At 64.3% G+C, this 22,259-nt stretch carries 21 protein-coding genes; 10 read left to right on the top strand and 11 right to left on the bottom strand.

Annotated elements, in window-relative coordinates:
• Positions 1-108 precede the first annotated feature (108 nt).
• From QF777_08480 to QF777_08460, 5 genes are all read left to right on the top strand, one after another.
• On the top strand, positions 109-2,964 hold the full coding sequence (locus QF777_08480; GenBank protein ID MDP6911584.1) for a 2Fe-2S iron-sulfur cluster-binding protein: 2,856 nt from the start codon (positions 109-111) through the stop codon (positions 2,962-2,964).
• Positions 2,957-3,538: a hypothetical protein gene (locus QF777_08475; protein ID MDP6911583.1), complete on the top strand. Its 582-nt coding sequence runs from the start codon at positions 2,957-2,959 to the stop codon at positions 3,536-3,538. The genes QF777_08480 and QF777_08475 overlap by 8 nt, the downstream gene beginning before the upstream one ends.
• A gap of 63 nt (positions 3,539-3,601) precedes the next feature.
• Positions 3,602-5,005: an amidase family protein gene (locus tag QF777_08470; GenBank protein MDP6911582.1), complete on the top strand. Its 1,404-nt coding sequence runs from the start codon at positions 3,602-3,604 to the stop codon at positions 5,003-5,005.
• A gap of 125 nt (positions 5,006-5,130) precedes the next feature.
• Positions 5,131-5,616 (top strand): thioesterase family protein, encoded by a 486-nt coding sequence (locus tag QF777_08465; GenBank protein MDP6911581.1) that lies wholly within the window; start codon positions 5,131-5,133, stop codon positions 5,614-5,616.
• A complete protein-coding gene (locus QF777_08460; GenBank protein ID MDP6911580.1) occupies positions 5,613-6,965 on the top strand; it encodes an MFS transporter in 1,353 nt (450 codons plus the stop codon). Before QF777_08465 ends, QF777_08460 begins: the two co-directional genes overlap by 4 nt.
• 6 nt (positions 6,966-6,971) lie before the next feature.
• Here QF777_08460 and QF777_08455 read toward each other — a convergent pair whose 3' ends face one another.
• The 8 genes from QF777_08455 to QF777_08420 all read right to left on the bottom strand — a co-directional run bounded on the left by QF777_08455 (position 6,972) and on the right by QF777_08420 (position 15,000).
• Positions 6,972-7,484 carry a hypothetical protein gene (locus tag QF777_08455; GenBank protein ID MDP6911579.1) on the bottom strand — a complete coding sequence of 171 codons (513 nt, stop codon included), beginning with the start codon at positions 7,482-7,484 and terminating at the stop codon, positions 6,972-6,974.
• 53 nt (positions 7,485-7,537) lie between these two features.
• The gene (locus QF777_08450) at positions 7,538-8,062 is read right to left on the bottom strand and encodes a hypothetical protein (protein MDP6911578.1); all 525 of its coding nucleotides are present in this window, start codon (positions 8,060-8,062) and stop codon (positions 7,538-7,540) included.
• 222 nt (positions 8,063-8,284) lie between these two features.
• The gene (locus QF777_08445; GenBank protein MDP6911577.1) at positions 8,285-9,841 is read right to left on the bottom strand and encodes an FAD-dependent oxidoreductase; all 1,557 of its coding nucleotides are present in this window, start codon (positions 9,839-9,841) and stop codon (positions 8,285-8,287) included.
• A 76-nt stretch (positions 9,842-9,917) separates the two neighbouring features.
• A complete protein-coding gene (locus tag QF777_08440) occupies positions 9,918-10,868 on the bottom strand; it encodes an alpha/beta hydrolase (protein MDP6911576.1) in 951 nt (316 codons plus the stop codon).
• An 87-nt stretch (positions 10,869-10,955) separates the two neighbouring features.
• On the bottom strand, positions 10,956-12,545 hold the full coding sequence (locus QF777_08435; GenBank protein MDP6911575.1) for a hypothetical protein: 1,590 nt from the start codon (positions 12,543-12,545) through the stop codon (positions 10,956-10,958).
• The gene (locus tag QF777_08430; GenBank protein ID MDP6911574.1) at positions 12,542-13,378 is read right to left on the bottom strand and encodes a TauD/TfdA family dioxygenase; all 837 of its coding nucleotides are present in this window, start codon (positions 13,376-13,378) and stop codon (positions 12,542-12,544) included. Before QF777_08430 ends, QF777_08435 begins: the two co-directional genes overlap by 4 nt.
• Positions 13,375-13,869 (bottom strand): MarR family winged helix-turn-helix transcriptional regulator, encoded by a 495-nt coding sequence (locus QF777_08425; protein MDP6911573.1) that lies wholly within the window; start codon positions 13,867-13,869, stop codon positions 13,375-13,377. Before QF777_08425 ends, QF777_08430 begins: the two co-directional genes overlap by 4 nt.
• Before the next feature lie 66 nt (positions 13,870-13,935).
• Positions 13,936-15,000 (bottom strand): alkene reductase, encoded by a 1,065-nt coding sequence (locus QF777_08420; protein ID MDP6911572.1) that lies wholly within the window; start codon positions 14,998-15,000, stop codon positions 13,936-13,938.
• 111 nt (positions 15,001-15,111) lie between these two features.
• On the opposite strand from QF777_08420, the gene QF777_08415 reads away from it, so the two are divergent.
• Positions 15,112-15,903, top strand: a complete 792-nt coding sequence (locus QF777_08415) for an alpha/beta hydrolase (protein MDP6911571.1) — start codon at positions 15,112-15,114, stop codon at positions 15,901-15,903.
• 66 nt (positions 15,904-15,969) lie between these two features.
• Here QF777_08415 and QF777_08410 read toward each other — a convergent pair whose 3' ends face one another.
• Complete coding sequence (locus tag QF777_08410) at positions 15,970-16,242, bottom strand: YciI family protein (protein MDP6911570.1); 273 nt, start codon at positions 16,240-16,242, stop codon at positions 15,970-15,972.
• Positions 16,243-16,437: 195 nt separating this feature from the next.
• The gene (locus tag QF777_08405; protein MDP6911569.1) at positions 16,438-17,625 is read right to left on the bottom strand and encodes an MFS transporter; all 1,188 of its coding nucleotides are present in this window, start codon (positions 17,623-17,625) and stop codon (positions 16,438-16,440) included.
• A gap of 85 nt (positions 17,626-17,710) precedes the next feature.
• Here QF777_08405 and QF777_08400 point away from each other — a divergent pair, with 85 nt between their 5' ends.
• From QF777_08400 to QF777_08390, 3 genes are all read left to right on the top strand, one after another.
• Positions 17,711-18,292: a hypothetical protein gene (locus QF777_08400; GenBank protein ID MDP6911568.1), complete on the top strand. Its 582-nt coding sequence runs from the start codon at positions 17,711-17,713 to the stop codon at positions 18,290-18,292.
• Positions 18,293-18,370: 78 nt separating this feature from the next.
• Positions 18,371-19,234 carry an SMP-30/gluconolactonase/LRE family protein gene (locus QF777_08395; protein ID MDP6911567.1) on the top strand — a complete coding sequence of 288 codons (864 nt, stop codon included), beginning with the start codon at positions 18,371-18,373 and terminating at the stop codon, positions 19,232-19,234.
• A gap of 4 nt (positions 19,235-19,238) precedes the next feature.
• Positions 19,239-20,141 carry a TauD/TfdA family dioxygenase gene (locus QF777_08390; GenBank protein MDP6911566.1) on the top strand — a complete coding sequence of 301 codons (903 nt, stop codon included), beginning with the start codon at positions 19,239-19,241 and terminating at the stop codon, positions 20,139-20,141.
• Between the two features lie 14 nt (positions 20,142-20,155).
• Here QF777_08390 and QF777_08385 read toward each other — a convergent pair whose 3' ends face one another.
• Complete coding sequence (locus tag QF777_08385; protein ID MDP6911565.1) at positions 20,156-20,668, bottom strand: nitroreductase/quinone reductase family protein; 513 nt, start codon at positions 20,666-20,668, stop codon at positions 20,156-20,158.
• A 123-nt stretch (positions 20,669-20,791) separates the two neighbouring features.
• Between QF777_08385 and QF777_08380 the strand changes: the two genes are divergently transcribed.
• Positions 20,792-22,228 (top strand): sulfatase, encoded by a 1,437-nt coding sequence (locus QF777_08380; GenBank protein MDP6911564.1) that lies wholly within the window; start codon positions 20,792-20,794, stop codon positions 22,226-22,228.
• Positions 22,229-22,259 lie beyond the last annotated feature (31 nt).

Below are 22,259 nucleotides of genomic sequence, written 5' to 3'. Positions count from 1 at the left end.
TCCCGCCGGCTGGGTCACAGAGACCTGGTACTGCCGGGGCGGCTGCCGCCGGTATTTCACAATCGAACGCAACACGGCCACCAATGAAATCCGTGGTCAGGAGGCGTCATGACGAACCGACTTCCCGTACAGCCCGGAGAGGTGATCGACCGGTCCACCAGTCTTTCCTTCACCTGGAACGGCAAACAGATGACCGGCTTTGAGGGCGACACCATTGCCTCGGCAATCGCCGCCAACGGCGTCGACGTGTTCGGTCGCTCCATGAAGTACCACCGCAGGCGCGGCATCATGACGGCCGACCACTGGGACCCGAACCTGTTCCTACAAGTTGGTGACGAGCCCAACGTTCGGGCTGGCAGCCGCAAGTTGCAGGCCGGGATGGAGGTCTCGACCCAAAACGTGTGGCCAAGCCTCAAATTTGACCTCGCGGCGGCTAACCAGTTGGTGGGGCGCTTCCTGTCATCGGGCTTTTACTACAAGACCTTCATGCGTCCACAGTTCCTGTGGCCGCTTTACCAAAAGATCCTGCGGAAGTTCGCCCCAGGCGGCGAGATCCACTGGAGGACCAGCACACACGGTGCCTACGACAAACGGTATGTCCACCCAGACGTTCTGGTTGCCGGCGGCGGACCCGCCGGCATGGGCGCGGCGTTGGCTGCGGCCGATGCTGGTGCCTCGGTGCTCCTCGTCGAGCACTACACCGAACTAGGTGGCCACCTCCGCTGGGGGGACGACGCCCAGCGGTCTGCGGCCGCTGACCTCGCTGCCGCTTGTGAGGCGCATGCGAACATCGAGGTGCTAGTCGACTCGACGGTCACCGGGCGATACGACCACAACTGGATCGCCGTAAATCAGCGGAACCACCCCATTGCCCCCGAACGCCTTCTCAAGGCACGCGCTGGCGTGATGGTGGTGGCTGCCGGCCTAATCGAGCGTCCCTACGTTTTCGCCGGCAATGACACCCCCGGTGTCCTGCTGGCGGGTGCCGTACGACGCCTCATCAACCTGTTTGGCGTGAAGCCGGGCAATCGGGCCGTCGTCTTGACCGCGAACGAGGAGGGCGACGCTGCCGTTGCAGACCTGGAGCGTGCTGGCGTTGAGATCGTTGCCGTACTGGATGCTCGCAAGGGCGAGACCATCGTGTCCGTCGAGGGCAAGGGGCGTGTTTCGAAGGTGGAGGTGAGTGACGGTCGGTCGTTGAGTGCCGACACTGTCGTCACGGCTACCGGCTGGACCGCACCGACGTCGTTGCTCAACATGGGCGGTGATCGCCCGGTGTATGACGCCACCGCCGCTCGGTACTTCTCGTCTGGCGTCCTACCCAACAACATTCTGGCTACAGGGGGCATCGCCGGCGACGGGTCGACCGTCGAGCTAGAGACGCACGGTCGGGCCACCGGCGAGCTGGCGGCCAACCGGTCGCTGCGTCGCCGGCACGACCGGATCAGCCAGACGGCACGTGCCGGTAATCCCACATGGCCTAAACCAGAAGAGATGGCCGACAGCCGCACACCTCTTGGTCGCAACCCACATCCGGAGTGCTACAAGAGCAGTACCCACGGCATGGTCGACTTCTCTGAGGATGTTTCATCCAAGGACCTCGTCCAGGCCTCCAAAGAAGGTTTCGACTCCATCGAGCTCATGAAGCGGTACACCACCGTGACCATGGGTCCGTCCCAGGGCAAGCTCGAGACGGTTAACGCCGCTTCCGTGCTGGCTGAGGCAAACGGTGTCGACATGGCCGACATCGGGACCACCGTGTGGCGCCCGCCGTACTCGCCGATCTCGTTGGGCGCCCTCGCCGGGCGGATCCTCGAGCCGATACGTCGCTCGGCCCTGCAGGACTGGCACGAGGCCCACGGGTCGACGCCGCTCCTTGCTGGACAGTGGGTTCGTCCCGACCAGTACGGCGATGCGATGGCCGAAGCCGCCAATGTGCGTGCCAACGTCGGTCTCATCGACGTAACCCCATTGGGCAAGCTCGACCTCCGTGGCGCCGACGTACCCAAGCTCCTTGAGCTGGTGTACGTCAACAAATGGCAGAAGCTCGACGTTGGTCGGGTGCGCTACGGCGCCATGGTGGCCGAGGACGGCGTCGTCTCCGACGACGGAGTGACCGGTCGCCTTGGCGAGGACCATTGGCTCATGACGACGACGTCGTCGGGGGCCGGAGCGGTATGGGAGATGCTTGAGGACTGGCTGCAGACCGCCCATCCGGAGTGGGACGTGCACGTCACCGCCGTCACCGGCGGATTGACCAGCATCAACGTGGCAGGCCCGAACAGCAGGACACTGCTTGAACGCCTGACCAAGGGGGTCGACCTGAGCGCCGATGCATTTCCGTACTTCAGTGTGCGGCAGGGCACGGTGGCCGACGTGTCGGACTGCATCATCTGGCGGATTGGCTTCACCGGGGAACTGTCATATGAGGTTCACGTGCCCTCAGGGCACGCCCTCCACGTATGGGAGACCCTGCTGGAGACCGGAGCCGACTTGGGTTGCGCCCCATTCGGCGTCGAGGCCCAACGGATTCTTCGCCTGGAGAAAGGCCACTACATCGTGGGCCAGGACACCGACGGGCTATCCAAGGCCCCGACGGCAGGCCTCGGTGGTCTGGTGAAGCTCGACAAGCCCGACACGCTGGGGTTGCCCGAGTTGAAGCACGCTTACGAGCGAGATGACCTCCCAATCCTGGTGGGCATCCAGACTGTGGACGGCTCGATCGTTCCAGAGGAGGCTGCCCAGATCGTGGACGGCAACGAGAACACGATCCTTGGTCGGATCACCTCGAGCCGGATGTCGCCGACGCTGGGTCGATCGATCTGCCTCGGGCAGGTCGATCCGTCGATGTCGGCCACCGGAACCGAGATCACGGTGCTGCTGGCCGACGGTCGGCGCATCAAAGCGTTGGTGCAGGAGCACCACGCCCACTTCGATCACGAAGGAGCACGCCAGCGTGTCTGAGACCACGATGCATAGTCCAGTGGACGTCGGTCCGCTCACCTCCCCTGACGGAGGTGTGACCCTGGCCGACGCCTACGCCACCACCAAGGTTCAGGTTCGAGCCGGCACCACCACGGCTGCCGCGGCGACCTTGGGCGTCTCCTACGGGAGCAGTAACCGGAACGCCGACGGCGACCTGGTCTGCGGCACCCGACCCGACGAGTGGACTATCTACGGGAACCCGGGCCGAGCCGGTGCAATCGCGGCATCGGTACCGACCGAAGGCTTCGTCACGGTCATCGACATCACCCACGGTCGGGCGATGTTGAGGATCAGTGGGGTGAATGCCACGGCGTCGTTGTCCAAGATCTGCAACCTCGACCTGTCCGACGAGCTCACGCCCAACGGCGCTGTGTTCAGCGGTTCTTTGGGCGCCGTGGGCTGCGACTGGGTGCGCGACGACCAGGGTGGCCAGACATCGTTTCTGATCAGCTGCGAGCGGTCGTTCGGGAAGTTCCTGTTTACCGCTGTGGCCGACGCCTGCACCGAGTTCGGGCTATCGGTCCCCCACGGTTGGGAGCTGCACGGCCACTGACCGGATTTCCGGTCCGAGACCGGCAAGAAGTTGATCAGCGACGTCCCCTAGGGTTCGCCGACGATGGATCTCGCAGGGTTGACCGCCACCGAGCAGAGGGTGCTACTGGACACCGGCAAGGCATCGTGCCGAGAACTCTTGGCCGACTGCCGGACCCGGGCCGAGATGACCGAGCCGGTGGTCAACGCCATACCAACCGTCCACTGGGATACCGCAGAGCGCCTGGCCAGTCGGCTCGACAACGACCCGACCCTGCTTGAGGGTGAACCTCTGCGTGGCCTGGTCACCGCCTTCAAGGATCTCGTTGACACCGCCGGCGTCCGGACCACCCGGGGATCGTTGGTCTTCGAGGACCGCGTACCGTCCGAAGACGCACCCCTGATCGCCCATCTCCGCCGGTGTGGCGTAGTGCCCGTCGGCAAGACCAACACACCCGAGTTTGGGAAGGGTTCCCATACCTTCAATCCGGTTCTGGGACTGACCCGTAACCCATGGGACCCGACACGCAGCGCAGGCGGATCCAGTGGTGGTGCTGCCGTGGGGCTTGCCTGTGGCTCGCTCTCCATCGCCGACGGTTCTGACCTGGGTGGCTCGCTACGGAATCCTGCAGCCTTCAACGCGGTGGTCGGTTTCCGTCCGACCACGGGATCCATTCCCCACGACGTGAATCCCGACCCCCGAACCGACCAACCGATCACCGGCCCAATGGGCCGGACGGTGGCGGACATAGCACTCCTTCTGGGGGTGATGAGCGCTTCCGAAGTGTCGATAGAGCCCGTCACAACTGCTCCTCGGGTGGCGTTCTCTCCCGACCTCGGAGACCTTCCGGTAGATCCCGACATCCGGACGGCCACAGCTCGGGCCGTCGAGGCACTGGCGGATGCCGGATGGGAGGTCGAAGAAGCCTGCCCCGACCTCACTGGTGCCGATCGCTGTTTCGAGGACCTACGGGCCCTCTTCCAGACCTTTCACATGGCGCCGCTCGTCGACGACGAGCGGGTGAAGGCCACAGCCCGCTACGAGATACGACTGGGACTTTCTCTGAATGCAGACCGGATAGCCGCGGCAGTGGCCACCGAGGGGCGTATCCGATCTGACTGGGATCGGTTCTTCGTCGAGGGTCGATTCGATGCGTTCCTTTCCCCGACCACCCAGGTACCACCTTTTCCCGTCGGCTTGGAATGGGTTGACGAGATCGACGGTGTGCCCCTGGACCACTACACCCACTGGATGCGGTCCTGTTCGAGGATCACCGTGACTGGCGCACCGTCGGCGTCCCTACCGGCAGGCTTCACCGACGGTGGTCTTCCGGTAGGGGTCCAGTTTGCTGGACGACGTCATGACGATGCCGCCCTAGTAGCCCTTCTATGTGCCGCCGAAGAGGTCTTCGGTACGGCGCCAGCACCTGACATCGGGGCGTTGGCCACCCTTGATCCGAGGACCCTTCCGCCGGGCCCTCTGGGCTAACAGCATCCCCTGGAGCCTCTTGTGCCCCATGACCACCAGAGGTGATTGCTCCCGATCCCCAATGAGCCGTAGATTGCGCGCGTCCGCGCCGCCGCCGGGCGGAGTTCAACGTCGGAGGTCTCCCCATGGAGGCAGCAACCGAACCCCTTCAGGTATGGCGCGCCGTTGTGCCCCCCGAATGGATCGACTACAACGGCCACCTGACCGAGGGCTTCTATGGCGTGGCATTCGGTCATGCCACCGATGCCATCCTGTCGACTCTGGGGTTCGGATCCGACTACCTGGCGACCAATGGCACCTTTTACACCGTGGAGACCCGCATCCGGTACCTACGTGAGGTCAGGGAAGGAGCGGAGATCTATACCGACTCGTTGGTCCTCGGCGCTGACGCCAAGCGGCTTCACGTTCACCATGACCTCTTTGCCGACGACGAGTCCGATCCGGTGGCCACCCAGGAGTGCATGCTGCTACACGTCGTCCAGGGGCCAAGTGGCCCCATGGTGGCCCCGATGGTCGAACCGGTGGCCTCGGCCGCCCTAGCCGCCGCTGCGGGCCATGCAGAAGTGCCGTCACCCGACCATGTCGGGAAGGGTGTGAGGACCCTTCGTTGAGCGGCCCCACGGAGATCCGGTCGTCGGCTATCTCGTCGCTCCTTGGCGTCTGGGCACTGTTTCTGGGGTTCGCCCTTCTACAAGTTGGTACCGGGCTGCAGCGCATCCTGCTACCGCTTCGCGGAGAGTCGGAGGGTATTGGTGCGGGTGCCATGGGAGTTGTCATGGCCGTGCACTTCGCCGGGTACCTCGCGGGGGCCAAGGTCATTCCGATCGCCCTGACGTCCGTCGGACACATACGCGTCTTCGCCGCCTTGGCCTCTACGGGGTCCACTGCAGTCCTTGTCAACGCAGTACTCGTGACTACGCCCAGTTGGTCACTGGTGTACTTCGTGAGCGGCCTGTGTAACGCCGGCGTATTCGTGATTCTTGAGAGTTGGTTGAACGACCGGGCAACCAACGAAACCCGTGGCAGCATCCTCGGCGTTTACATGATGGTCATGATGGGTGGCACGGCCGGGGGGCAGTTGCTGCTGAACCTGGGGTCAGCCGATGGTCTCGAGTTGTTCGTACTCTCGTCAGTACTCATCTCACTTGCAGTGGTCCCGGTGACGCTGTCGGCATCGACCGCTCCTCCTATGCCGAGCACCGAGAAGATGCCGCTACGGGAGCTGTATCGGACGATTCCGTCAGCTGTGGTGGGCATTGTCTTCTGCTCGTTCAGCGCCGCGGCCGCTTCATCGATGGCGGCTGTGTTCGGTACCGCATCCGGCATGGGGACCGGCCGGATCACCCTGTTCACCTCTGCGGCGGTGGTCGGTGCGGTGCTGCTACAGGTGCCCCTTGGCTCGTTGTCCGATCGCTACCCGCGCCGGGCAGTAATTCTCGTGGTCAGCAGCATCTCTTGCGGTTTGGCTGTGGCCGGGGCGCTCACCCCTTCCTCCCACCTCGCCCTTATCGGTTTGAACCTGGTCTTCGGCGCCTTCGTGTTCCCGCTGTACGGCCAGTTCGTGGCGCTTGCCAATGACTGGGTACCACCGGAGAAGCGTGTTGCTGCGGCTTCGACGCTCGTACTGGCATCGAGTCTCGGGGCTATGGCGGCGCCGATGATCATTGGTTTCACGATGGAGTCGTTCGGTCCCTCGGCTTACTTCTGGACGCTCGCCATCATCCTCGGCCTCCTAGCCCTCTATCTGGCCTACCGGACACGCGTACGCCAACCCATTCCGGTGGAACGCCAGACTCGCTTTCAGCCGGTCCTGGCTCGATCCGGGGAACTCGCCCACTCTGTGGGCAAATGGGTCATGCACCCTCTCGCCGAGTGGCACAGCCGTCGCGATGACCACGAGTGCGAGATCGACGACCGCCATCCCAGCCATTGGACCTGGCCAACCGACGGGTCCGGTTGAGGCCTGTCAGTGGATACGGCGCCACCGTTCCGTCCGGACCCCGCCACGAGCTGCCGCGGGCGTCTTATCCTCATCGGGGAACCACGTCACGTGGCCCTCACCACCCTCCACGTTGCTCCAGGTAGCGATGTGAGAGATCTCAGCGTCTGGGCCAGTGTCCTGTCGGAACGTGGGATCGCCGAGTGTCCAGCACGACGGCAGGTGCATCGGGGCGTTCCATCGCTCGAAAGTGTCGACGCCCACGGTCAGAGTCGCAGTTGCCTCATTGACCGGGCCGTAGTTACGTAGCGATTGCAGGCGGGCTACCTCTTCGAGGAACCAGCCATGATCGTGGTAGGTGGTGGTGGCCAGGATGGCCCCCGGTTCGGCAGCCAAACCGCCAGGGTGCCCCTCTGCCCGCCAACCGGCCATCGACAGGCCCGTATGGGTGTCGATCCAGTCGAGTTGGGCTACAAAAGCCTCCAACCCCTCGGCCACCCGGTCCGGACAGATCCAACGGCGGCGTTGGAATAACTCCATCCTCGCAGTCTCCCTCAACCTCGACCTGGAACGCCCCTCCGAAAAGGGGACTGTCAGATGACGCGACGCATGACCGCGTGCATGTTGCTGCCGGGGATGCCTACGGCCCCCGTGATGCGCTCGCGAAAGCCGGGATCAGCCTGTGTCGCCATGGTGGACGCCTCGAAGTGGGCCACCGAGTCGTAGGCGGCGATCACGCTGATGCCGAACGGTACGCCCCAGGTGCTCGTCGACACCGAAATCGACGCGCCGTGGATCGAATTGAAGAAGTCGGCCATCTCGGTAGCGAACGCCACGCCTGACGGGAAGTCCCTCCCCTCGGTCTGGAAGCGCACCACCGAGCAGACGTTGGGGACGTCGCCCTGCTCGCCGGCCACGTGTACCACGTTCCAGAGGGAGTCCTCGGCGTTGCCGACAAAATGAGCCCCCGCTGCCTCCACCATGTCAACGTAGGCCTCGTCCTCCGCATAGAGACGGGCCACCTCATCGGTGAAGTCACTGTAGGAGTCGAGACGACTCGACGCTCCAACCGTCCCAACCGGACCGCCCAGAAGGCCCTGCCAGAGATTGAACTGCAAGGACGTATTCTGATTTAGATGACTGATGAGGCCCGCTGCACTTGCGTTGCCCGCTCGGAGCGAATCCGGCTTGATCGTTAACTGTCGGTTGTAGATGTACATGGTGTGATTGCCGCCCATCCGTCCTTGCTGCAGGTAGTTCCGGCAGACGGCCCACGGTGCCACGATCGTTGGGGAGTGGTCAAGAGTCGGGCGATACCGCCAATCATTCCCCAGTCGCTGTTAGGCGATCTTCAGGATCTCCAGAGCACGGGCCACGGCGGGGTCCGCAGCGAGATCCTCTGCCCGTTCGACCTGGGCAAGCATTGTTCGTCGCCGTAGGAAGTCGTCGGCTTCCACGATCCATTCGTGGTCGGCCATGACGCGAACCTCAGCCTCGGTCAGTGGTACCAGTGGGCCCATTGGTTCACCTAGGGATCGATCGGTAGCAATCAGGTCGAGGGCAGCAAACGCTCGCATCCCCTGCCGACGCCACAGGTCGGCGATCACGCCCGGGGCCAACTGGAGGTCAGCGGCCCGTTCGTCATAACGACGACGAGCCGTTCTGCCTGGCTCGCCATACCACCGCCGCACCGGTCTGCGACCCGATAAACCACAGGCAGCGGCGGCCTCCACTACCTCCTCACCTACATTGAGGCAATCTGAGAGCTTCCCTCCCAGTACCGAAACCACGCCAAGGGTCGCGTCCACCTCCACGGCGTGTTCCCGTGACAGTTCCGTCCAGTCTCGTCCCTCGGCAGAACCGCCCGGCGGAACCACAAGAGCCCGAACTCCACACCGTTCGGCAATCACGTCGGCTTCCCCTAATGGCGTCCCCCGATCAATACGGGCATTGATCTGCTCCAACAGGAACGCCCGATCTTCGGCGGTAACGGTTACCTGCGGGTCATTGACGGGAGTGTCGGTGGTACCGATAACGGATCGCTCCCCCATGGGCAGCACGTAGAAGAGCCGCTCGTCATCGTCAAAGAAGGCCAGAATCCGACCCGAGTCGGTGATCCGGGGCACCACCAGGTGGATGCCCTTGGAGAAGACCAGACGGTGCTCGGTGACCGCTCCCAAGAGCTCACCGACTACGGGCACATCGGGTCCGCCAGCATTGACCACCACCCGGGCGGTGGCCTCTAGGTCACGGCCAGAAACCCGGTCACGCATGGCGATCTGCCAACCACCCACTCCCGGTTCAGCGTCCAGCACCTCGACTCGGTTGGCAATGGTGGCCCCATGTCGCGTTGACCCGATTGCCAGTTCGGACACGAACCGGGCGTCATTGTCCACTAAGAGGTAGTCGGAGTACTCAATGCCGCCTCGAACCATTGAGGTATCCACTGATGGCTCAAGGCGTTCAATAGTGGCCGCCGATCGGTGGCGGGGCGGCTGAGTGGCTAGGCGTCCAAGACCCCAATACGCCACCGCACCAAGTGCAGCGAACCAGGGTGGAAAGGGTGCCCCACGGTCCAGGGCTGCCATGAACCGGGTCTCGACGAGACGCGTTGGGTAGGCACTTGCAAGTCGATTCCGGGAGTCGCACAGGCCGGCCACCAACTTCAGGTCGCGGCTCTCCAGGTACTTGAAACCGCCCCACACCATGCACGACGACTCCTGACTGGTGCCTGAACCGAAGTCGTTTCGTTCCACCAGGGCGACGCTTAGTCCGTGGGCCGCCAGAGCGAGGGCAGAGACGGCGCCGTTGATGCCACCGCCCACGACGATGACGTCAAACGTGCCGCCATCCAGGGTGCCGAGCGCCTCGGCGCGACGATCTAGTGCTCGTTCCACGGGTTAGTTGTAACCGCTTCCGTCCGGCAATCGACACCGACGGGGCATCTGTCCGAAGACCGGCCGAAGTGGCTGCTTAATGATCCGGCGACCGGGTCACCAAAGTGCCACCGGACCGGCCATCAACCATGGCCCGTTTCCGAATGTAGGTCGCAGCCTTGTCGAGCGCCCAACGCGCCTCAGGCAGCCACGGGGCCAGGAACTGCCAGACGTGCCACATGCCATCGGCAACGTCCAGTTCAACATCCACCCCGGCTGCCTCGGCCCGCTCGGCCAGCACCGTTGAGTCTGATAACAGCAACTCGTCGCTCCCCACCTGCACGAGGATCGGCGGCAGTTCGCCCAGATCGGCGAACAGCGGCGAGATTCCCGGATGGCTCGCGTCCTCAGCACCCCGGTAACCATCGACCAGATCGTCCATCAGCCCAAGATGCGAATCGATGCCTCCAGGCGGCACGAGCGGATCAACCGTGCTCATTGTCTGGTAGCTCTCCCCTGAGCGCGTGAGGTCGGTCCACGGTGACATGAGGTAGAGACAAGCCGGTAGTGGGTCGCCGGCATCTCGAAGTGCAATCATGGTGGCCAGGGCGGCACCACCACCGGCCGAGTCACCCGCCACTACCAACGAGGATGGGTTGACCTCTTCGAGAAGGGCCCGATAAGCAGTGATGCAGTCCTCGATCGCTGCCGGGTAGGGGTGTTCAGGGGCCAGTCGATAATCGACCACGGTGGCCGTCGCCCCGAGGCGCATGACGATCTGGGAGACCAGGCCGAGGTGACTAGACGGTGAACCCAGGTTGTAGGCCCCGCCGTGCAGGTAGAGGATGTGGATGTTCGACGGCTCAGAACGGGGCGTGACCCGGATGGAGGGGAGCCCCCCGACGGCGACCTCCGACCAGTCGGCCACGTTGCGCCTGGTGAATCGTCCGAACCGCTCGAGTCCGGTGCGAAGTTTCTCCAGAGAGTTGTCGGACCCTAGGACGAACCACCGCATGGTGGGCCGCAGGAGCCTGGATCGAATACTCATGAGGTCCTCCGTGGCCGGGGCTGGCGACGAAGTCACGCTAACCCAGGGGCGTTCTGGCCCCGATCTTCGGTCCAGGGGGGCCCGCAATCAGTCTCGAGGACTGGCGAGTATCCGAGTCTTGCCGAAGATGGAGCCGAAGATGATTCGGCCGTCCCCGTCGACGTGCACTCCGCCCCCGAGGGTGTTGAATCGTGAATCACCGGTCGCCCAGTAGCCGCGTGACTCGCCGGTCGACCAGTCGACGGCCTCGATGGTCCACTTTCCATTACGGGTGCCACACGTGTAGACGGTGTCGGAACCCTGGCTGACGTAGGGCACCGAGTTGGGCGAGCTGATCTCGGTGGTCACCCAGGCCTCCCGCAACGTCTGGGCCTCGGGGTCCCACTGGTACTTGTGCATTCCAAACGGGGTAAATCGTTTGTGATGACCTAGGAAGAAGCACAGCAGGCGGGCACCACGGGCCGGCAGCCAGTCGGGGCGCGATCCGGGCTCGTTGTTGACAGTCATGGCGCCGTAGCCGGACACGGTGATGGACTGTTCTGTCTGAATCTCTACACGAGACGGATCACCCATGTGGGCGGCGCCCAGCCCGGCGATCCGTCGCGACGGTGCGTTGGGCAGCTGCTCCCAGTCATCGGGGATCTCGTCTCGCCAAAACAGTGTGATGTTGACTACGTCGTCACCGTCGCCAATGACGAGGAACCGATCCTCGTCGGAACCGAAGCCCATGAGCGACGGCGTAGTCCCTGAACCGCGACCAGTGCCGTTTCGGTATTCAGCGCTCCATGCCCCGTCAGCCGCATCAAACGAGAACCGTTCGCCGGTCCAGATCACCTTGTGGGTGTGGTCGACAGAACTCACGTAGACCCCGCCGGCGTCGTCACAGCACAGACTCGTACGGACCCAGCCGTAGCCGGTATTGCCCCGGTCGATCTCCATGCGGGCGCAGTGTTCGGCGGCGTGCTCCGCGGCACCGGGGATCTGAACGGCCACGTGGTCTGAGAAATCCCGGGCCAGGCTGACCAGCCACCCATGGTCAGTCGACAGGACAAGGCGACCGTCGGGGGTCATGTTTATTCCCACGAAGAACCCCTCGACCTCCGGCGGTTTGTCCCAACGGTCCTTCTCGGCCAGTGGGGAACTGCGGTCAGTTGGGTCCGTCTCGGCGTACGCAACCGCACCAGTCTTGCGACCCAGGAAGAGGGTGTGTTCGTTATCCAGTAGGGAGTAGATCCCGTCTAAGCCGGTCATGAACCGTGAGGCCAGGTCAGCGGCATGAACGACCGGGGCATCGACGTCCCCGTCGATGTCAGCATCGAGACCGGCAACCCCAGCCTCCCAGTCGGCCTGCGTGCTGGATGGCTCGTCGGGTCTTTCATGGGAGAGGTCGAACCGGGCTAACACCTCGAGTGTGTCGTGGTCGAGTTTGGCAATGCATTCGCGTCCGTTGCTCCAGATGGTGCGCTTCCCGTCGGGGTACAGGCCCGAGATCAGACCCCCGAAGTGGCCCGGCCCTAGCCAAGTGAACTGGCGATCGGATTCAGTCAGGATCTCGCCGTCAGCGCCTTCGGGAGGCAACGCCGCGGCCAGTTCTGTGCAATCCTGCTGGTCACATCGTCCGTGGGCGATCGGGTTCTCGCTATCCGCCAGGTACGGGTTGCGGTAGCCGACGCTCACCAGGGTCCCTCGGTCGCCGGCGGGCTGCGGCGCTCGTCGGGTTCGAGCCGGTGTGCTTCCATGACGCCACCGGACACATGCACCCGCTCGACAACCCGCTGACCAGCGAAGTCGAACAGGGCGTAGTGCTGGGTGCTGCGGTTGTCCCAGATGACCACGTCGCCCTCCGACCAGCTGTGCCGGTAAGTGAACTCCGGACGGCTTACGTGTCGGATCAGAAACGGCAGGATTGCATTGCTCTCCTCAGGAGGCAGATTCATGATCCCCCGCGCGAATATGTCGTTGACGAACAGGATTGGCAGACCGGTGTCTGGGTGGGCCACCACTACCGGATGGACGGCCTTGGCGTCGGGGCCTTGGTCGTGCAGGGCCTTGCGCCCATCGAGAAGGATCTTCATGCCGTTCGAGAGGTCCTCGTAGGCCGCACAGCAGTTGGCCCACACGGTGTCTCCACCTGTCGCCGGCGAAGTACGCATGGTGAGCACGGCCACGCTGGGAATGACGTCGCGAAATGTGCCGTCGGCATGCCACTTGTCGGCCTTGTATCCCACGGCGCTGTCGAATCGGCAGACCAAAGGGTGGTCTGGATGCGTGGGCAGGTGAGCCTCGGGGGCTATCGGGGTACCGAACGCCGAGGCGATGGCGATGTGCTCTTCTGGAGTCGGGTAGAGGCCTCGAAGGACCACCACGTGGTGGTCCAGTAGTGCCCGACGTAGGTCAGCCCGGGCGGCCTGGTTCTTGACCAGCAAGTCCAAGTCGGCGTCGACCACCTCGACGCCGATCCGTCCTGACACGGGCCGGAGGTTCAGAACTTCGGTAGCGATGTGGGTCATCGAGGGCTCCCGGTGGTCGTGGTGAGGGATACGTCGGTCGGGTGGGTCCACCAGGCGCTGGAAGTGGCGCCGGTTAGGCGTTCGAAGCCGCGCATGAGATCGCGAACAGCGTCCAAACCGCTGTCGGTGTCGGTATCGACGAACACCAAGCTGTAGCGGTCAACTAGGTCGGTGAATATCGCGTCGTTGGCGTCCCGTCCGCTCTCGGAAAGGGTCACCAGACGTCCTCGTCCATCGTCGGGGTCGGGATGTCTCTCGATCCAGCCTCGATCCTCGAGTCGTTTGAGGGTGGCCGTGAGGCCACCGGAGGTCTGAACGATCCAGTCGGCGATGACCGTCGGGCTAACCGCCTCATCGGTCGTGTTGGCCAGCATCAGTAGCACCGCTGCCTCTGCGGGCGTTGTGCCGTGGCGACGGTGGTGGTCAGTCAGGAACTGTTCGTTAAGACGTCCGAGCCGGGTCAGGAGAAGCCCGAGGGTCGCTGCGTTCATACGAGCACCCTAGAAAGCATTTACCTTGGTAGCAAGATTGATCTCCTGACTTGCCCTTACGTACGATCATCCTGAAAGTTCCGTGTACCCGGCAGGCCCAGGCGTATACAGCGTCCGGTGATCGAACGGGTCTGGCTGGTCACCGGCGCCGAAGCGGGTCACTAGGTCCGGGGTGGCCAGATAGTGGCGACCGAACGATACGGCGTCGCACTTCCCCGAGGCGATCGCCGCATCGGCTGACGGACCGTCGTAGGAGTCGTTGGCGATGACCGCGCCGTCGTGTAGCTCCCGGGCCAACGCCAGGTTGTCGAGGCGCCCCTCGTGTCGGCGGATCACGTGCAGCCAGGAGAGCCGGAGAGGCTGGAGGGCCATGAGAAACGCCCGGAACGTCTCCTCGACATCCTCGGGACGGTCATCCACCAGGTCGTTGAACGGGTTGCCAGGACAGATTCGTAGGCCGGTCCGTCCCGCACCGATCTCTTCGGACACCGCCTCAAGAATCTCGACCGGGAACCGGATCCGCCCTTCGAGCGACCCGCCGTAGGCGTCTGTCCGGCGGTTGGTGCCCGTGCACAGAAACTGGGCCGGGAGGTAGCCACTGGTGGCGTGCACCTCCACCCCGTCGAAGCCAGCCTCCATTGATAGCGCAGCGAACCGACGGTACTCATCGACAATGCAACGCACCTCGGCGGCGGTGAGCGCACGTGGCTCATCGAAGGGCATCATCCCCTCGGCATCGGTGTACATGGTCCCGGCCGCCTGAATGGCCGACGGCGCCACCGTTTCGACGCCAAGTGCCTTGTTGGCCGCGTGGGCCACCCGGCCACAGTGCATGGCCTGTGCCACGATCCGGCCGCCCCCAGCGTGGACGGCGTCGGTGATCCGGCGCCAACCGTCGAGGCGGTGCGGTCCGTCAAGCACCGGGGTCCGGCAGTAGCCCTTGCCCACCTCGCTTGGAGCGATCCCCTCGGTGACGATCAACCCCGCTGTGGCCCGGACCCCGTAGTGGGCGGCCATCAGGTCGGTGGCATCGCCGTCGACGGTGGCCCGCGAGCGGGTCATGGGGGCCATGACCACCCGGTTGGCCAGTTCGATTTCACCGAATATGGCGGGGGCCAGCAGGGAATCCATCCCCTGAATCTAGGGTCCCTCAAACCCCTTGTCGGCCAGGTGGCTACCGTAAATGGAGGACATGATTCGGTCCGCTGCCAGCGAACCGATCCGGACAACGCGGGAGGATCCATGCCATTCGCAATGGTCAACGGCCAGAACATCCACTATCAGGATTCGGGTGAACCGAACTCGCCGGCCATCATCTTGAGCCATGGCTTCACCATGGGCCATGAAATGTGGGAGCACCAGGTCACCCCCTTGGTTGAAGCCGGCTGGCGGGTCATTGCCCACGACGAGCGGGGCTGGGGCCAAACCACGTTCACTGAACCGTTCGACTACTGGGATTTAGCCGCCGACGTGTTGGGCCTCATGGACCATCTGGGCATCTCTGAGGCCGTGCTGGCCGGCATGTCCCAGGGTGGCTTCCTGTCGCTGCGGGCCGCCCTTGCCGCCCCCGAGCGCGTCCGTGCCCTGGTGTTGGTCGACACCGAGGCAGGTGTCTTCTCCGAAGAAGGCCGAGCAGGCTTCCAAGCCCTCTTCGATGCCGCACTGACTCTTGGCTTGAGCGGCGATATGGGCGACGCCCTCCAGATGGTCCTCTTCGGTCCGGATTTCGCCGATGCCCGCTACTGGCGTGGGAAGTGGACGGCCAAGCCACCCAGCCAGTGGATTGCCGCCAAGGAGTGCTTGTTCGAACGTGACTCGATCGTCGACCGCATCGGGGAGATCACGTGTCCCAGCATCACGTTTCACGGCGACGTCGACATGGGCATCGACATCGCTCAAGGTCGGGAACTCGCTGAGGGACTAGGTGGTCCATCAACGTTTGTAGTCGTCCCGGGCGCCGGACATAGCGCCAACCTCGAGAAACCCGAGGTCGTGAACCCGGCCCTACTGGAGTTCCTGGCCAGCCTGGACTGACTCAGCGCGTCGATGGGCCGGCCCACTCCTCACCAGCCCGATATTCGGCGAACGTGGTCGGAAGACTCAGTTCCCCAGGAGGGGCTTCATGGCGGTAATGGTTACCTGCTCGAATAGCCCTGCCTTGGCGTAGGGGTCCCCAGCGGCGAACGCCTCGGCGGCCGCCCGATCCTCGGCCTGCACCACGATGAGAGATCCACACATTTCTCCGTCATCGTCCAACATCGGCCCACCGAATGCCAGATCGAACTGGGTGACGTAACTGAGGTGTTCGGAACGGGTCCGGGCCCGCAGGTCACCGGCACCGGCTCGATCAAGGGCATGAATGACGAAGTGCACGTGGTGCCTCCCTGGGATTGTTCGGTCAATTGTGTCGAGTCAACGAAGCGGTGTTTGGCAGAACTACGCGGAAGGGTCGTCGACCAGACCCTGCAACGTGGGTAGGTCTAATCCTGCCAGTTCTTTGTAGGCGTTCGCTTCGTACCCCACGGCCTCGGTCGTGATCCAGATGTGGCGCCCATCGGACTGGTCCTGTTACGGGCGGTCCCCCGTCCGGCCGCCGGTCTCCCCGACGACGGCCGACAACCAGACCAGGCCCAGCATCATGGCCACGGCAAGGGTCACCGCTGCGGCATCCAACCCCCAGCGACCGGCCACCAAACCGACGAGCAGTGGTCCGATCACCCTTCCAACGTCGGTCACCATGGAGACAGCCGAGAGAAACGAGGCCGTCCCCTCCTCGGGAGCCAAGTCACTACTGAGAGTAAAGAGGGATCCGGCGCTCAGGCCGTTACCGAGGCCCATGACCAGTCCGGCCAACAGCACACCGGTGGCTGTGTCGGCAACAAGCAGGCACAGCAGGCCTACGGCCAAGAGGCCGTAGGCGGGCACCATGGCGGCCAGCCGGCCGACTCGATCCATGAGCGCCCCCGAGACCGGAAAGAGGATGAGATCGGCGGCGTAGCCCGACGCCACCAGTACGCCAATGGTGGCCGGTCGCAGGTCCAGAGCCACCCCTACGAGAGGCAAGAGGACCATTCGCCCCTCGCGAGTGGTCATCGATGACATTCCGAACAGCCCAGCGTGCAAGAGGTGCCTTTTGTTGGCCCGGATCACCCAGGCCATGCGGGGGCCCTTCACCCCAACCGGGGCTATCTCCCAGTCGGGATTCCGGACGCCCGGGAGCACCGCCGGCAGTCCGATGGCGGCCCCGACGCCTGCGATGAGGAACGTCCACCGGGCCCCGGCCACGTCGACCAGAAACCCGCCGACCGCCGTTCCCATCAGGACCGAGAAGCGCATCGTCCCACCCATGAGCGACATGGCCCGACCCCGAAGAGTGATTGGAATCCGCCGGGTTAGGTCAGCCTGACGCGACAACATCACGCCGAGCGAGCCGCCGCCGAACACAAGGTGTCCTAGACCGAGAAATACGGGACGGGCCATGGAGGCCATCAGAATCGACGCAGCGATTACGGCCAGAAGCGCGCCGGCGCCCACCCGAGCCGGACCCCAACGGTCGGTGCACCAGCCCACGGGAAGGGCGGCAAGCGCGGCGCCCGCCCCCCCGGCCCCCGCCACCAGGGCGGCCACCGTGTAACCGTGGCCATCTCCCACGAGAACGATGGGCAGAGCGACCAGCAGGATGCTCATTCCCAGGCTGGATGCCATCCACGGGCCATAGATGGGCCACACGTACGGAGAAAGCGACCGGAATCCCATAACGCCGGCAGGCTACGGGCTGCCTCCCGATAGACCCGTTCCTAGCCCGGCGTACGGTGTCGCTGCCGGGTGGGACACTGAGTACATGGGAGCCAGGCCGACCAAGATCGTCGTATCCGGGCCCGACCCACGGGGCCTCTGGCACTGGCGCCATCACGACGGAACCGAGGGCTACCACGAGGTCCCTGCCGGGCTGGCCGATCCTGACTGGAAGTCGGGAACTGTGGTCACCGCCCAGGTTGCATACCGCCACGGCGGACCCATCATCGTCGCCATTGGCAACAGCTCGGTCGACCAGCCAGATGACGCGCCGACTCTATTGGTGAACGGCGAACCGTTCGAGGTGTCGGCGGAGCGCGAGCTCGTACCGGGCGTCGTCGTCACGGCAGTGGTCCGATACAGGCAAAATGCCGGGGCCCAAGATGGAGAATCAGAGGCCAAGAGACGGCCGGCGGTGGTGGTCGACGTCGGCCCGCTGACTGTTTCGGTTCGCGGCGTGTTCTCCCGGAACACCGAGGGGCGTGGGCAGCGGTTGCGCGACTGGCAGGAGGCCGGACTCCATAGCGGCTCAGTCATCGAACATGACGAGACCATTGTTTCCCGTGGCGATGTCGGCGAAGTGATCGGTCGGCTCTCCGACGTCGACAGACAGCGGCTCGGATTCTGATTCCGGTGGGCCCGCCCGTCTCAAGTCCGGATCGCCTGTGAACCTAGATTCTCGACGTCCCCTCGGACGGAGGCTCCGATGCACGAACCCACCCTGCTGGTCGACGGACTGGACTTCGGCGAAGGCCCGCGTTGGCACGAGGGGCGACTCTGGTACAGCGACTTCCACCAGCATCGGATCTACGCGATATCGGCCGACGGGGCCCGTGAGGCCATGGTCGACATGGGCGACGAGCGACCATCGGGGCTCGGGTGGCTGCCGAACGGCGATCTCCTGGTCGTGGCCATGCTGGCCCGCCAAGTCTGGCGGGTCCACGACGGTCAGATAGGCGTGCATGCCGACCTTGTGGACCTCGCCACCTGGCACTGCAACGACATGGTCGTGGCTGCTGACGGAACGGCCTACGTCGGAAATTTCGGCTATGACATTGAAGGTGGCCGGTCCAACCCGATGTCAGCCACGTTGGCCATCGTCGGTCCTGATGGTTCGGTCTTCGCCGGCCCGAGCGGCCTCGACTTTCCCAACGGGTCAGTTATCACCCCGGATGGCTCAACACTCATCGTCGGCGAGACATTCGCCTCGCGAATGACCGCCTTCGAAGTCCTCGATGGAGGCCTGCTAGGTGAGCGCCGGGTGTGGGCCGAGACGCCGGGGATCCTGCCCGACGGATGCTGCCTAGACGCTGCGGGCGGCATTTGGATCGCTGATGCTGGCCGAGGTGATGTGGTCAGGGTTGTAGAGGGTGGCGAAGTGACCGACAGGGTCGCCATGCCGGACCTCGAACGGCCCCAGAAGGCGTATGCCTGCATGTTGGGGGGTGGCGACGGTCTCACCTTGCACTGCGTGACCGCTCCCGGGGCACGGGCTGAAGACACCGTCGGTGTGGGCGGTGGCGCCATCTGGACCATTCGCGTCGAACATCGGGCTGCCGGCCGCCCCTGATCCGATGACTAGCGGCCCCGGTGATCCTCAGATCGTTCCCATTTCGCCGGTATTCGGCGCCGAAATTCACGGCGTGGACCTGGCATCCGGAATCGACGACGAGACGTTCAGACTGGTGCACCGGGCGTGGCTGGAGCACGGCGTGGTGGCCTTCCGCGACCAGTCGCCCCTGACGGCCGACGCCCAGGTCGAGTTCGCCCTACGCATCGGACCACTCCATACCCATCCAGCCGCCCCGGCCGAGCACGAGAACCCTGCGGTGTTCGTTATCCGGACCGACCGGGACTCCTCCATCTCCAATGGCAACGGCTGGCACTCGGACGTTTCGTGCGACGAGGAGCCCCCATCGGCCACCATGCTCCAGATCCATTTACTGCCCCAGTGTGGGGGCGGCGACACCTTGTTCGCCGACATGGAGGCCGCCTACGCCACCTTGCCGGCCACCACCAGAGAGATGTTGTGTGACCTGTCGGCCATCCACGCCTCAGCTCATGTGTACCCGGGGCGTTACGCCGACCGGAGCGACGGTGAAGAGGCCCTCGCTACGCCCTCAGCAGTCCATCCGGTGGTCCGGACCCATCCCGAAACGGGCCGCCGCAGCCTCTTTGTTAATCCGTCGTTCACGGTGGCGATCGACGGCATGGACAGCGCTGAGGGCGGCGAGCTGCTGGCCGAGCTTCACGAACACTGCACTAGGCCCGAGTTCCAGATCCGGCACCGCTGGCAGCCGTGCGACGTACTGCTGTGGGATAACCGGCGGGTCCAGCATTTCGCCGTCTGGGACTACTGGCCCTACGAACGATCCGGCCATCGAGTCACCGTGCAGGGCACGCGCCCGTTCTTCGATCCCGAAGGCTCCGAGCCCGACGAGTCACCTCTTCGGGTGTCCATTGGCCGCCTGGCCTGACGGAGCGATTGGGATTAGTCGGTGATGGCTTCCGTCTCGGCGAGGCGCACGAGCGGAATCGTCCGATCAGTTTTGGCCTGGTAGTCGGCATACCACGCCCTGTCGGCGAGCATTGACGCCCACAGGGCGTCGCGCTCATCGCCCGCATCCAGAACTTGGTGCTCGGACCAAAACATCCCGTTCTGGACCCGGACCTTCACCCGGGGGTTGGCATCACGGTCTCGGAGGTTCAGCACCCACGATGGGTCCTTCGTGGCCCCGGCGAATGATCCGACCACGATCCGGTGCCCGTCGGTGTCGCGCCAGAACGGCAGTGCCACTTTGTGGTCCTTGCCCGTCTTCCGTCCGATGGTGTGAAGCAGCACGTGGTGCATACCGGCCACACACCACACGGCATCGTCGTCGGTCATCTCGAGGCCGGCCACGTGCCCCTTGGAGATCTCGATGATCTCGTCGTGTGACGGGGTCTCCCACTCCATCTCCACGCGTTGGCTGGTTCCCTGGTTCGCACTGCCTGTTTCGCTCATGGGTCGACCGTAGTGGTGGCGCCTCCCCGTCTTCGATTCGGATCTCGATTCGAATTAGCGATCTGGGTCGCCGATTCGGCAGGCAACCGTTCCGGCCACGATGATCGTCGTGGAGGCAGCCCCATGATCCGACGACCAAACGTCATCCTCATCAATTGCGACGACCTCGGATACGGCGACCTGTCGTGCTACGGGTCAACCCAGCACGACACCCCGGCGTTGGACCGCATGGCTGACGAGGGCGTCCGTTTCACCGACTTCTACATGGCGTCGCCGGTCTGTTCGCCGTCACGGGCTGCCATGCTCACCGGCAGCTACCCCTTACGGGTCGGCTTCGGTGGTCGCAGCATCGACAATGCGCCGGTGCTCTTCCCGGGTCAGGCCCAGGGACTGCACCCCGATGAGATCACGATTGCCCGCCTCCTCCAGGACGGCGGTTACGCCACCCGGATCATTGGCAAGTGGCACTGTGGCGACCAACCCGAGTTCCTACCCACGCGACACGGCTTTGACGGCTGGTTCGGCCTGCCGTACAGCAACGACATGGGGCGTCAAGCCTTCCCTCAGGAGGGCCAGCCCTACCGGAAGGTCATGGAGTCGCTCGGTACGCCGTTGCCCGATGATGCCCCGATGTTTCAGCCGCGCCCGCCGCTGCCGCTCATGCTCGACGAGGACGTGGTTGCTGAGCAGCCCGACCAGGCGGCATTGACCGAGCGGTACGCCACCGACGCCGTCCAGTTCCTCCGGAACAACAGGGATCGACCCTTCTTTCTGTATCTGGCCCACCTCTACGTACACCTGCCCATCTACGTGCAGACCCGCTTCGTACGTGAGTCACGCAACGGCCGCTACGGAGCGGCGGTGCGATGCATTGACTGGTCCACCGACGTAATCCTGCGCGAGCTGCAAGATCTCGGTCTGGACGACAACACCGTCGTGGTGTTCACCAGCGACAACGGGGCATTGACCCGTGACGGTGGCGGCAGCAACGGCCCGCTCCGGGCATCCAAGGGCACCACGTGGGAGGGTGGCCAGCGGGTGCCTTGCATCGTGCGGTGGCCAGGCCGGATTCCCGCCGGTCAGGTGGTGAGCGATGTCGCCAACGCCATGGACCTCTACCCAACCATCGCCAACTGGTGCGGTGTCGATGTGCCCGGCGACCGGACGTTGGACGGACAGAACCTTGGTCCGCTGCTGACCGGCGGCGATGGACCCTGTGAACGCCCATTCTTCTTTATTCTGGGCGGCAACATCGAGGCTGTACGCGTCGGTCGATGGAAGCTCCACGTCCGCAAATGGAACGACGAGCGGGTCCGCCTGTACGACCTGAACGCCGATGTCGGTGAACGGGCTGACGTGGTCGACGAGCATCCTGACGTGGTGACACGCCTGCTGGACGTCATAGAGGCTGCCCGGCTGGAGTTGGGTGACGACGCCTCCGACATGGTCGGTTCTGATGTGCGTCCGGTGGGCGTAGTGGCAGACCCGGTAGCCCTGACCGTGTTCGACGAGGACGCCCCGTACTACATGGCCGAATACGACCTCCCCGAACGCGGCTGAACTATTCCCGCGACAGACCCAAGCCCCATAA

It is taken from the genome of Acidimicrobiales bacterium, assembly GCA_030747595.1.
GTDB lineage: Bacteria > Actinomycetota > Acidimicrobiia > Acidimicrobiales > MedAcidi-G1 > UBA9410.
This window is presented reverse-complemented; position numbering and strand designations above follow the sequence as displayed.